This is a genomic window from Cryobacterium sp. MP_M3 (assembly GCF_015752155.1).
Classification (GTDB): Bacteria; Actinomycetota; Actinomycetes; order Actinomycetales; family Microbacteriaceae; genus Cryobacterium.
In genome coordinates, this window is sequence record NZ_JADOVI010000002.1 from 306,069 (window position 1) to 317,568 (window position 11,500).

9 protein-coding genes and 1 rRNA gene are annotated in these 11,500 nt (G+C 67.3%); 8 read left to right on the plus strand and 2 right to left on the minus strand.

Features of this window, described 5'->3' with window-relative positions:
• Window positions 1-98: 98 nt before the first annotated feature.
• The 6 genes from argB to IWX89_RS04575 all read left to right on the plus strand — a co-directional run bounded on the left by argB (window position 99) and on the right by IWX89_RS04575 (window position 6,562).
• Window positions 99-944 carry an acetylglutamate kinase gene (gene argB, locus IWX89_RS04550; RefSeq protein ID WP_231382911.1) on the plus strand — a complete coding sequence of 282 codons (846 nt, stop codon included), beginning with the start codon at window positions 99-101 and terminating at the stop codon, window positions 942-944.
• 92 nt (window positions 945-1,036) lie between these two features.
• The gene (locus IWX89_RS04555) at window positions 1,037-2,305 is read left to right on the plus strand and encodes an acetylornithine transaminase (RefSeq protein ID WP_196902409.1); all 1,269 of its coding nucleotides are present in this window, start codon (window positions 1,037-1,039) and stop codon (window positions 2,303-2,305) included.
• Between the two features lie 37 nt (window positions 2,306-2,342).
• Complete coding sequence (argF, locus tag IWX89_RS04560; RefSeq protein ID WP_196902410.1) at window positions 2,343-3,275, plus strand: ornithine carbamoyltransferase; 933 nt, start codon at window positions 2,343-2,345, stop codon at window positions 3,273-3,275.
• A gap of 39 nt (window positions 3,276-3,314) precedes the next feature.
• A complete protein-coding gene (locus IWX89_RS04565) occupies window positions 3,315-4,514 on the plus strand; it encodes an argininosuccinate synthase (protein ID WP_196902376.1) in 1,200 nt (399 codons plus the stop codon).
• A gap of 9 nt (window positions 4,515-4,523) precedes the next feature.
• Window positions 4,524-5,960, plus strand: coding sequence for an argininosuccinate lyase (argH, locus tag IWX89_RS04570; RefSeq protein WP_196902377.1), 1,437 nt, complete (start codon window positions 4,524-4,526; stop codon window positions 5,958-5,960).
• Window positions 5,957-6,562, plus strand: a complete 606-nt coding sequence (locus tag IWX89_RS04575) for a DNA-3-methyladenine glycosylase (RefSeq protein ID WP_196902378.1) — start codon at window positions 5,957-5,959, stop codon at window positions 6,560-6,562. Before argH ends, IWX89_RS04575 begins: the two co-directional genes overlap by 4 nt.
• A gap of 70 nt (window positions 6,563-6,632) precedes the next feature.
• Here the strand turns inward: IWX89_RS04575 and IWX89_RS04580 are convergent, their stop codons facing one another.
• A complete protein-coding gene (locus tag IWX89_RS04580; protein WP_196902379.1) occupies window positions 6,633-7,241 on the minus strand; it encodes a hypothetical protein in 609 nt (202 codons plus the stop codon).
• The gene (locus IWX89_RS04585; RefSeq protein ID WP_196902380.1) at window positions 7,238-7,897 is read right to left on the minus strand and encodes a sigma-70 family RNA polymerase sigma factor; all 660 of its coding nucleotides are present in this window, start codon (window positions 7,895-7,897) and stop codon (window positions 7,238-7,240) included. The genes IWX89_RS04580 and IWX89_RS04585 overlap by 4 nt, the downstream gene beginning before the upstream one ends.
• A gap of 136 nt (window positions 7,898-8,033) precedes the next feature.
• Between IWX89_RS04585 and tyrS the strand changes: the two genes are divergently transcribed.
• Together tyrS and IWX89_RS04595 are read left to right on the plus strand one after the other, a co-directional pair.
• Window positions 8,034-9,335, plus strand: coding sequence for a tyrosine--tRNA ligase (tyrS, locus tag IWX89_RS04590; protein ID WP_196902381.1), 1,302 nt, complete (start codon window positions 8,034-8,036; stop codon window positions 9,333-9,335).
• Between the two features lie 604 nt (window positions 9,336-9,939).
• A 16S ribosomal RNA gene (locus tag IWX89_RS04595) occupies window positions 9,940-11,461 on the plus strand.
• Window positions 11,462-11,500 lie beyond the last annotated feature (39 nt).

Genomic DNA, 11,500 nt, shown 5'->3' on the forward strand with positions numbered 1-11,500 from the left:
CCGACGACGCCCCCGCAGCCCCCGCGGGCCGTGAGCCAGGCGACGCCCCCGACCCCGAGTCAAACAGCCGGGCCGAGGCGGCCGTCAAGGCCGCGACCCTGATCGAATCGCTGCCGTGGCTCAAGCGGTTCCACGACCAGGTCATCGTCGTCAAGTTCGGCGGCAACGCCATGGTCAGCGAGGAACTGCAGCGGGCCTTCGCCGAGGACATGGTCTACCTGCGGTATGCCGGCATCCGCCCCGTCGTCGTGCACGGCGGCGGCCCGCAGATCTCCGCCATGCTCGACCGCCTCGGCATCGAGAGCGAGTTCCGCGGCGGCTACCGGGTGACCACGCCCGAGGCGATGGACGTCGTGCGGATGGTGCTCACCGGGCAGATCAACCGCGAGCTGGTCAGCCGCATCAACGAGCACGGCCCGTTGTCGGCCGGGCTGTCCGGCGAGGACGCCGGGCTCTTCCAGGGCCGACGCCGCGGCACCGTCATCGACGGCGAAGAGGTCGACCTCGGCCTCGTCGGCGACGTGATCGGCGTCGACCCCGAGGCGGTGCTCGCCCAGCTCGCCGCGGGCCGCATCCCGGTCGTCTCGTCGATCGCCCCCGACACGGATGTCCCGGGCCAGTCCCTGAACATCAACGCCGACGCCGCCGCGGCGGCCCTCGCCATCGCCCTGAACGCCGCGAAGCTCGTGATCCTCACCGACGTCGCCGGACTCTACAGCGACTGGCCCAACCGGGACTCGCTGGTCTCCGTGATCGACGCCGACTCCCTGCGCCGACTCCTGCCCGACCTCGAATCGGGCATGATCCCCAAGATGACCGCCTGCCTCGACGCGGTCGACGGCGGCGTCGCCAAGGCCGCGATCATCGACGGGCGAGTGCCGCACTCGATCCTGCTCGAGGTCTTCACCGGCAGCGGAATCGGAACCGAAGTGGTCCCCGCATGACCGGCCCAGGCACCACCCCCGGCACCACCACCCCCGGCACCAACCCCGGCACCAACCCCGGAACCACCAACCCAGGGACAACGATTCCAGGCATGACCCCCGACCAGCAGACCCCGACCCCGACCGAGCAGACCCCGACCCCGAGCGAGCAGACCCCGACCCCGAGCGAGCAGACCCCGGGCACCGAGCACTGGCAGGAGCGCTTCGGCGCTGCCATGATGCGCACCCTCGCCACCCCGCTCGCGATGCTCGTCCGCGGGGAGGGCTGCTACGTCTGGGACGAGAAGGGGAAGAAGTACCTCGACTTCCTCGCCGGCATCGCCGTGAACTCGCTCGGCCACGCGCATCCCGACCTCGTCGCCGCGGTCACGGCGCAGGTGGGCCGTGTCGCCCACGTCTCCAACTACTTCTCCTCGCCGCCGCAGCTCGAACTGGCCGAGCGGCTCAAGCGCATCACCGGGGCCGGGGAGGCCGGCCGGGTCTACTTCTGCAATTCCGGCGCCGAAGCCAACGAGGCCGCGTTCAAGCTGGCCCGGCTCAACACGGGCGGCGGCAAGCGCACCCGCATCCTGTCGCTGCACGAATCGTTCCACGGCCGCACCATGGGCGCGCTCGCCCTGTCGGGCAAACCCGCCATGCGCAAGGCCTTCCTGCCGGTGCCCGGCGGGGTCGAGCACATCCACACCACCATCGAGGCGCTCGAGGAGGCCATCGACGGCACCGTCGCCGCCCTGTTCCTCGAACCGGTCAAGGGCGAGGCCGGCGTGATCGACCTGCCGGCCGGTTTCCTCCGCCGCGCCCGCGAACTCTGCACCCGGCACGGCGTGCTCCTCATCATCGACGAGGTGCAGACCGGCGCCGGCCGCACCGGCGCCTGGTTCGCCTTCCAGCACGACGGCATCACCCCGGATGCCATCACCATCGCCAAGGGGATCGGCGGCGGCCTGCCGATCGGGGCCCTGGTCACCTACGGCGCCACCTCGGAGCTGTTCAGCCGCGGCCAGCACGGCTCGACCTACGGCGGCAACCCGCTCGTCACCGCCACGTCCAACGCCGTGCTCGGCGTGATCGAACGTGACGGCCTCGTCACCAACGCCGCACGGCGCGGCGAGCAGCTGCGCGAGATCATCGCCGGGTTCGCGTCGCCGCACATCACCGAGGTGCGCGGCCGCGGCCTGCTGCTCGGCATCGGCCTGGCCGAACCGGTCGCGCTCCCGCTCGCGGCTGCGGCCCTGGCCGAGGGCCTGATCGTGAACGCCGCCAACGAGTCGACCATCCGGCTGGCCCCGCCTCTCATCGTCGGCGACGGCGAACTGGCCGATTTCGAGCACCGTTTCGGCCGCGCTCTGGCCAGCCTCTAGAGTTGTTCAATCCCGCAATCCACCGAAAGTGACCTCAGTGACCCGCCATTTCCTGCGCGACGACGACCTCTCACCGGCCGAACAGGCCGAGATCCTCGACCTGGCTCTGGTGCTCAAGCGAGACCGATTCGCGGCCAAGCCGCTCGCCGGTCCCCAGACCGTCGCCGTCATCTTCGACAAGTCCTCGACCCGCACCCGGGTGTCCTTCGCGGTCGGCATCGCTGACCTCGGCGGCAGCCCGCTCATCATCACCACCGCGAGCAGCCAGCTCGGCGGCAAGGAGACGGCTTCTGACACGGCCAGGGTGCTCGAGCGCCAGGTTGCCGCGATCGTCTGGCGCACCTACGGCCAGGCCGGCCTCGAGGAGATGGCCCTCGGCACCACGGTCCCCGTCGTCAACGCGCTCTCCGACGACTTCCACCCCTGCCAGTTGCTCGCCGACCTGCTCACCATCCGCGAGCACCGCGGCGACCTCGCCGGCCAGACCCTGGCCTTCCTCGGCGACGGCGCCTGCAACATGGCCCAGTCCTACCTCCTCGCCGGCGCCACCGCCGGCATGCACGTGCGCATCGCCTCACCGGCCGGCTACACGCCCCACGCGCAGGTGGTGAAGGATGCCGCGGCGATCGCCGCGCGCACCGGCGGCTCCGTCACGCTCTTCACCGACCCGACGGAAGCCGTGGCCGGTGTGGACGTGGTCGTCACCGACACCTGGGTGTCGATGGGCAAGGAGGAGGAGAAGGCCGACCGGCTCGCCACCCTCGGCGCCTACCGCGTCGACGCCGACCTGCTCGCCCTCGCCCGGCCGGACGCGCATTTCCTGCACTGCCTGCCCGCCGACCGCGGCTTCGAAGTGACCGCCGACGTCATCGACGGCCCGCAGAGCATCATCTGGGACGAGGCGGAGAACCGCCTCCACGCCCAGAAGGCACTCCTCGTCTGGCTCCTCCGCCAGAACGACGCCCACTGACACCGTTAAACTTGAACTGAACAATCTTTAGGGAGAACCATGGCTGAACGTGTTGTGCTCGCATACTCCGGTGGACTTGACACCTCGGTTGGCATCGGCTGGCTGAAGGATGCGACCGGCAAGGAGGTCGTAGCCCTCGCCATCGACGTCGGACAGAGCGGCGAGGACATGGACCTCATCCGTCAGCGCGCCCTGGACTGCGGCGCCGTCGAGGCCATCGTCGTCGACGCGAAGGAAGAATTCGCCAGCGACTACGTCGTACCGGCCCTCAAGGCCAACGCGCTCTACCAGAAGCGCTACCCGCTGGTCTCCGCTCTCAGCCGACCGCTGATCGCCAAGTACCTCGCCTCCACCGCCAAGGAGCTCGGCGCCGACAGCGTCGCCCACGGCTGCACCGGCAAGGGAAACGACCAGGTGCGCTTCGAAGCCGCCGTCGCCGCCCTCGCCCCCGAGCTCACCTCGCTCGCCCCGGTCCGCGACTTCGCGCTCACCCGCGACAAGGCCATCGAGTACGCGGCGCTGCACAACCTGCCGATCGCGCAGTCGAAGAAGAGCCCGTACTCGATCGACCAGAACGTCTACGGCCGCGCCGTGGAGACCGGCTTCCTCGAAGACCCGTGGAACGCGCCGATCGAAGACCTCTACACCTACACGCAGGACCCGTCGATCCCGCGCGATCCCACCGAGGTCGTCGTCTCCTTCGACCAGGGTGTCCCCGTCGCCATCGACGGCGTCGCCGTCACGCCGCTGCAGGCCATCGAAATGATGAACCTGCTCGCCGGCAACCAGGGCGTCGGCCGCATCGACATCGTCGAGGACCGCCTGGTCGGCATCAAGAGCCGCGAGGTCTACGAAGCCCCCGCCGGCATCGCCCTGATCGCCGCGCACGAGGAGCTCGAGAACATGACCGTCGAGCGCGACCTGGCCCGTTACAAGCGCGGCGTCGAGTCCAAGTGGGCCGAGCTCGTCTACGACGGCCTGTGGTTCTCCGGCCTCAAGCGCGCCCTCGACGTGTTCATCGACGAGACGCAGAAGCACGTCACCGGCGACATCCGCCTGAAGCTGCACGCCGGCACCGCCGTCGTCACCGGGCGCAAGTCCGGCGAGAGCCTCTACGACTTCAACCTCGCCACCTACGACACCGGCGACACCTTCGACCAGTCGATGGCCAAGGGCTTCATCGAGCTGTGGTCGCTGCCGAGCAAGATCTCCGCCCGTCGCGATCTGGCCGGCAAGTAGGGGCAACGCGTGGCTGCCGACGAGAACCCGAACCGCGCGGGCAAGGCGGGCGCCCTCTGGGGCGGCCGTTTCGCCGGCGGCCCGTCGCCCGAACTGGCGAAGCTGAGCAAGTCGACCCAGTTCGACTGGCCGCTGGCGCCCTATGACATCCGCGGTTCCCGGGCGCACGCCCGCGCCCTCGCCGCGGCCGGTTACCTCACCGGCGACGAGCTCACGGCCATGGTCGCCGGCCTTGACGAGCTGGCGGATGCGGTCGCCTCCGGCCGCTTCCAGCCGGCCGAGACCGACGAGGACGTCCACTCCTCACTGGAGCGCGGCCTGATTGACATCGTCGGCGTCGAACTCGGCGGCAAGCTGCGCGCCGGGCGCAGCCGCAACGACCAGGTGGCGACCCTCGTGCGGATGCTCCTGCGGGACAAGGCGGTCACCATCTCCGCCCACGTGATCGACCTGATCGACGCCCTCGCGTCGCAGGCCGAAGCGAACGAGCACGCGATCATGCCCGGCCGCACCCACCTGCAGCACGCCCAGCCGGTGCTCCTCGCGCACCACCTGTTCGCGCACTGCTGGCCGCTCGTGCGCGACCTCGAACGCTTCACCGACTGGAACAAGCGGGCCGATTTCTCGCCCTACGGTTCCGGCGCCCTGGCCGGCAACACCCTGGGCCTCGACGCCCGGCTCGTGGCCACCGACCTCGGCTTCAGCGCCGTGGTGGAGAACTCGATCGACGGCACCGCCAGCCGCGACCTCGTCGCCGAATTCGCGTTCATCACCGCTCAGATCGGCATCGACCTGTCCCACCTGGCCGAGGAGATCATCCTCTGGAACACCCGCGAGTTCGGGTTCGTCACGCTCGACGACGGCTACTCGACCGGCTCGTCGATCATGCCGCAGAAGAAGAACCCCGACATCGCCGAACTCGCCCGCGGCAAGTCCGGCCGGCTGATCGGCAACCTGACCGGCCTGCTCACCACGCTCAAGGGTCTCCCGCTGGCCTACAACCGCGACCTGCAGGAAGACAAGGAGCCCGTCTTCGACTCGATCGAGACGCTCGAGGTGCTCCTGCCGGCGTTCAGCGGCATGATCGCCACCCTGACCTTCCACACCGAGCGGATGGCCGAGCTGGCCCCGGCCGGGTTCTCGCTGGCCACGGATGTCGCCGAGTGGCTGGTCAAGCGGCACGTCAGCTTCCGGGATGCGCACGAGATCACCGGGTCGCTGGTCAAGTTCGCCGAGCAGCACGACCTCGACCTGCACGAGGTCGATGACGCGTCCCTGCAGACGATCTCCGTGCACCTCACGCCCGACGTGCGCGAGGTGCTGAGCATCCAGGGCTCGGTCGACCGTCGCGACGGGCAGGCCGGAACCGCGCCGGTGCGGGTCGCCGAGCAGCGCGCCGTGCTGGTGGCGCGGGTGCGTGCCCTCGCCCTCGCTCTCCGGATGTGACCTTCGACCGACGCCTGCTGGAGCGGCCCGCCATCGAGGTGGCGCCGCTCCTGCTCGGCGCGGTGATCAGCCGGGCCGGGGTGTCGCTCCGCATCACCGAGGTGGAGGCCTACCTCGGCGACGGCACCGATCTCGGCTCGCACGCCTTCCGCGGCCGCACCCCGCGCAACGCGGCGATGTTCGGTCCGGCCGGGCACCTGTATGCCTACTTCAGCTACGGCATGCACGTCTGCGCGAACGTCGTCTGCTCGCCGGAGGGCGAGGCCTCTGCGGTGCTCCTGCGCGGCGGGGAGATCATCGCGGGCGCGGCCGAGGCCCGGCTGCGCCGCAGCACCGCCAAGTCCGACCGGGATCTTGCCCGTGGGCCGGCGAGGCTCACGCTCGCACTCGGCATCAGCCTGGCCGAGAACGGCGCCGACCTCGCCGAGGACCCGTTCGACCTCACCCTGCCGGCCCGCCCCGCCGCGTTCCTGGCGGGGCCGCGCACCGGGGTCAGCGGCGCCGGCGGGGGAGCCGAGTACCCGTGGCGGTTCTGGCTCCCGGACGATGCCTCGGTGTCGCCGTACCGACGGCATCCGAAGCTCTCTCCCGCGGCAGGCTGATCGCTCACCTCGCGGCGCACGTTAGCGAACGCGGCGCACGGTCTGCCCTGCGCCGCGACGAAGGAACTGCCTACGCGGTGGCGAGCCGGACCAGGGCGGCGCACGCGCACGCCCAGATCAGGCTGGCGAAGGTTCCGATGATGAACCGCTCCCTGGCCTCGGCCGCGGCCAGTTCGGTGAAGCGCCCGACGCCCTTGATCGCCACGACCACGGCGATCGCTTCGGGGAAGCCGGCCAGGATCGCACCGGCCACGGCCAGTCGCTCGAGGATCCCGATCATCAGGCCGCCGCGCAGCACCTCGTGCACGGTGCCGACGGCATCCGGCCGGCCCGCCGTCGCTGCGGCGGCGCCGTCGCCGACGAGGATGCCGCCGTGCGCGCCGGGCGGCACGGTGTTGTTGGTGGCCAGCCGGAGGGCGAGCACCGCCATCGGGCCGCCGCCCACCACGGAGAGGGCCAGGGCCACCATGGCCAGCACGATGCCGAACGACCCCGCACCCTCCGGGGCCGGAACCGCGGCGATCACCAGGGCCGCGGCGAGCCCCCCGGCCGACGCGATCGCGTACTGCTGCCTCTGCTGCCTGAACGCGAGCACGGCGAGAGCGAGCGACCCGCCGGTGACCAGCAGGAGCAGGAGCCAGTACAGGTAGGCCAGAATCTGGAATGCCTGGAAATTCATGTGGAAGGTCCTGTTCCTGTCGTCGGGTTGTCGAGATCCTCCAGCAGCCTAACGAGTGCCGGGCGCGCGGACTGGTCGACCTTCCAGAGCGCGCTCCGCAGCCGCTGGCTGACGGCCGCCGTCGAAATGCCGAGGCGGGCGGCGATTTCCACCTGGGTTCGCCCGGTCTCGCGCAGGTCGACCGCGGCCCAGCCCTCGCTCGTGCGGCGCTGCCGCAGGAGCAGCAACGTCGCGATCAGCGCTTCGACCTGCTCGCCGTCGAGCACGGGGCGGTGCCGGCCGGCGCGGGCCCGGCCGACCGGCTCGGCCGGCTCGGCCGTGAGCGCGAATCGGGTGTCGGCTTTCTTCGCGCGGGTGACCGCGTCGCGGGCGCCGACGAACGCCTCCCCGGATGCCTGGCGGGCGGAGTCGGGCAGGGGAGTGCGCACCGTGCCGACGCCGAGGCCGATGCTCCAGTGCCCCGACCGGTGGAGGGCCATCACCAGATCGAGGCTGGTGCCGGCATCCGCCAGCAGCATCTGGATCTCGTCGCCGGCCGTCTGATCGGGCGGAAGGGTGAAGACATCCCCGAACTCCGACACGAGGCCGGCGATCATCTCGCCGGCCCGGTCGCGGTCATTGCGGCTGTCGATCTGGTCAGCGGTGATCACGAACACGAGCGCACCTCCCTGTCGCACTAAAAGTAAGGTTGAAAGCTGAATATAACACAATTTAGGTTGTGTACTTAATATCCGTCGATCAAGGCTGGAGCGTGGCTCCCGGGTCGCACCGGCACGCTGGTAATCTGGACCCGTGTCAGACCCCGTAATCCTCACCCAACAGGCCAACGACCTCACCTTCGACGACGTGTGGGAGGAGATCTCCTGGCGAGGCCTGGTGCAGGTCTCGACCGATCCGACCGAACTCCGTGAGTTGCTGGCGGGTGACCCGATCACCTTCTACTGCGGCTTCGACCCCACGGCGCCCAGCCTGCACCTCGGCAATCTCGTGCAGCTGCTGCTCATGCGGCGCCTCCAGCTTGCCGGACATCATCCGCTCGGCCTGGTCGGCGGGTCGACCGGCCTGATCGGCGACCCGAGGCCGACGGCGGAACGCACCCTCAACACGAAGGATGTCGTCGGCCAGTGGGTGGGCTACCTCCAGGCCCAGGTCTCCCGGTTCCTCAGCGGGGAGGGAGACAACGCCGTCACCCTGGTGAACAACCTCGACTGGACCGCGCCCCTGAGCGCCATCGACTTCCTGCGTGACATCGGCAAGTACTTCCGGGTGGGCACCATGCTCAAGAAGGACGCCGTGAGCGCCCGGCTCAATTCCGACGCCGGCATCAGCTACACCGAATTCAGCTACCAGGTGCTCCAGGGAATGGACTTCCTCGAACTCTACCGCAGCTACGACTGCGTGCTGCAGACCGGCGGCAGCGACCAGTGGGGCAACCTCACCAGCGGCACCGACCTCATCCGCAAGGCGGAGGGGGAGAGCGTGCACGCCATCGGCACACCGCTCATCACCAACAGCGACGGCACGAAGTTCGGCAAGAGCGAGGGCAACGCGGTCTGGCTCGACCCCACCCTGACCAGCCCGTATGCCTTCTACCAGTTCTGGCTCAACACCGACGACGCCGATGTGATCTCCCGCCTCAAGGTGTTCACCTTCCTGACCCGGGCGGAGATCGAGGAGCTCGAGGCGGCCGTGGCGACCGAGCCATTCAAGCGCCTCGCCCAGCGCACGCTCGCCGTAGCGGTGACCGGGCTCGTGCACGGCCGGCCGGCCACGGAGGCCGCGATCCAGGCCGCGCACGCGCTGTTCGGCCAGGGCGACCTGGCTGACCTCGACGAAGCCACCCTCGAGGCGGCGCTCCGCGAACTCCCGAACACGACGACGGCCCCGCACGCGACCGTGGTGCAGCTTCTCGTCGATACCGGGCTCACGGGCAGCCTGAGCGAGGCCCGGCGTGCGATCAGCCAGGGTGGCGTCTACCTGAACAACGTGAAGGTCTCCGATGAGGCCGAGACGATCGAGAACGCGGTCCTGCCCGGGGGAGTGGCGGTTCTCCGCCGCGGCAAGAAGACCCTGGCCGGCGTCTTCGTCCAGTAACCCCTTCCATTCCGGGCGTGACACGCCCGGGCGGGGGCGGGTTTTGACGGGGTGGGCTGGGGGCCGTAATGTCTTCACGTACCCCAAAGGTGCGGAAAGCCGCAGAGCTTCCCGGCCTCATGTGGGACCATGGTTTGACGGTTTCTGAGTGTGCCGCTCCGGTTGGAGTTTGGTGTGCTGGAGGCCTAAGCTAGTAACTCTCTCCGGCTGGTTTCGTCGGTCGAGGTGGTGGGTTGTTTCGGTGTGCTTCGGCGTGCGTGGAATGGTCTGCAGGCCTTGATTTGACAGGGATTGCCGGGGCAGGTAAGTTAGACAAGTTGCCCCAAAACGAAAGCCGCAGTGCTGGTCAAACAGCGTGGCCTGAAGTTGGGTGCGTCCGATCCTTGAGAACTCAACAGCGTGCACAATGTCAAATGCCAAAAACCTCGGTCGTAGGGCTCCTTTCTAGGGGGTACCGCGGAAGAGATTCCTTTGGAAAACATTTAAACAACAAAGCAAGTCAGTAATGATTTGTTCTGTCAGTTTCAAACTTGTGTCTGGTCCGCCCATTCCGGCGGTCAGTCACACTAGATGTGCCGGATGCTTGCATCCGTGCAATCAAACATTTACGGAGAGTTTGATCCTGGCTCAGGACGAACGCTGGCGGCGTGCTTAACACATGCAAGTCGAACGGTGATGAGGAGCTTGCTTCTCTGATCAGTGGCGAACGGGTGAGTAACACGTGAGCAATCTGCCCTTGACTCTGGGATAAGCGTTGGAAACGACGTCTAATACCGGATACGACCTTTGGAGGCATCTCTGGGGGTGGAAAGAATTTTGGTCAAGGATGAGCTCGCGGCCTATCAGCTAGTTGGTGAGGTAATGGCTCACCAAGGCGACGACGGGTAGCCGGCCTGAGAGGGTGACCGGCCACACTGGGACTGAGACACGGCCCAGACTCCTACGGGAGGCAGCAGTGGGGAATATTGCACAATGGGCGAAAGCCTGATGCAGCAACGCCGCGTGAGGGACGACGGCCTTCGGGTTGTAAACCTCTTTTAGTAGGGAAGAAGCGTAAAAGTGACGGTACCTGCAGAAAAAGCACCGGCTAACTACGTGCCAGCAGCCGCGGTAATACGTAGGGTGCAAGCGTTGTCCGGAATTATTGGGCGTAAAGAGCTCGTAGGCGGTTTGTCGCGTCTGCTGTGAAAACCCGAGGCTCAACCTCGGGCCTGCAGTGGGTACGGGCAGACTAGAGTGCGGTAGGGGAGATTGGAATTCCTGGTGTAGCGGTGGAATGCGCAGATATCAGGAGGAACACCAATGGCGAAGGCAGATCTCTGGGCCGTAACTGACGCTGAGGAGCGAAAGCATGGGGAGCGAACAGGATTAGATACCCTGGTAGTCCATGCCGTAAACGTTGGGAACTAGATGTGGGGACCATTCCACGGTCTCCGTGTCGCAGCTAACGCATTAAGTTCCCCGCCTGGGGAGTACGGCCGCAAGGCTAAAACTCAAAGGAATTGACGGGGGCCCGCACAAGCGGCGGAGCATGCGGATTAATTCGATGCAACGCGAAGAACCTTACCAAGGCTTGACATATAGAGGAAACGTCTGGAAACAGTCGCCCCGCAAGGTCTCTATACAGGTGGTGCATGGTTGTCGTCAGCTCGTGTCGTGAGATGTTGGGTTAAGTCCCGCAACGAGCGCAACCCTCGTCCTATGTTGCCAGCACGTAATGGTGGGAACTCATGGGATACTGCCGGGGTCAACTCGGAGGAAGGTGGGGATGACGTCAAATCATCATGCCCCTTATGTCTTGGGCTTCACGCATGCTACAATGGCCGGTACAAAGGGCTGCAATACCGCAAGGTGGAGCGAATCCCAAAAAGCCGGTCTCAGTTCGGATTGAGGTCTGCAACTCGACCTCATGAAGTCGGAGTCGCTAGTAATCGCAGATCAGCAACGCTGCGGTGAATACGTTCCCGGGCCTTGTACACACCGCCCGTCAAGTCATGAAAGTCGGTAACACCCGAAGCCAGTGGCCTAACCCGCAAGGGGAGGAGCTGTCGAAGGTGGGATCGGTGATTAGGACTAAGTCGTAACAAGGTAGCCGTACCGGAAGGTGCGGCTGGATCACCTCCTTTCTAAGGAGCACAGCACCTCTCCTCTGTATACAGGGAGAT

What these genes read in the sequence shown, in the direction of transcription:
- IWX89_RS04580 (WP_196902379.1), bottom strand. Translation starts at nt 7,241, where the DNA reads ATGAATTTCCAGGCATTCCAGATTCTGGCCTACCTGTACTGGCTCCTG.
- IWX89_RS04555 (WP_196902409.1), top strand. Translation starts at nt 1,037, where the DNA reads ATGACCCCCGACCAGCAGACCCCGACCCCGACCGAGCAGACCCCGACC.
- IWX89_RS04565 (WP_196902376.1), top strand. Translation starts at nt 3,315, where the DNA reads ATGGCTGAACGTGTTGTGCTCGCATACTCCGGTGGACTTGACACCTCG.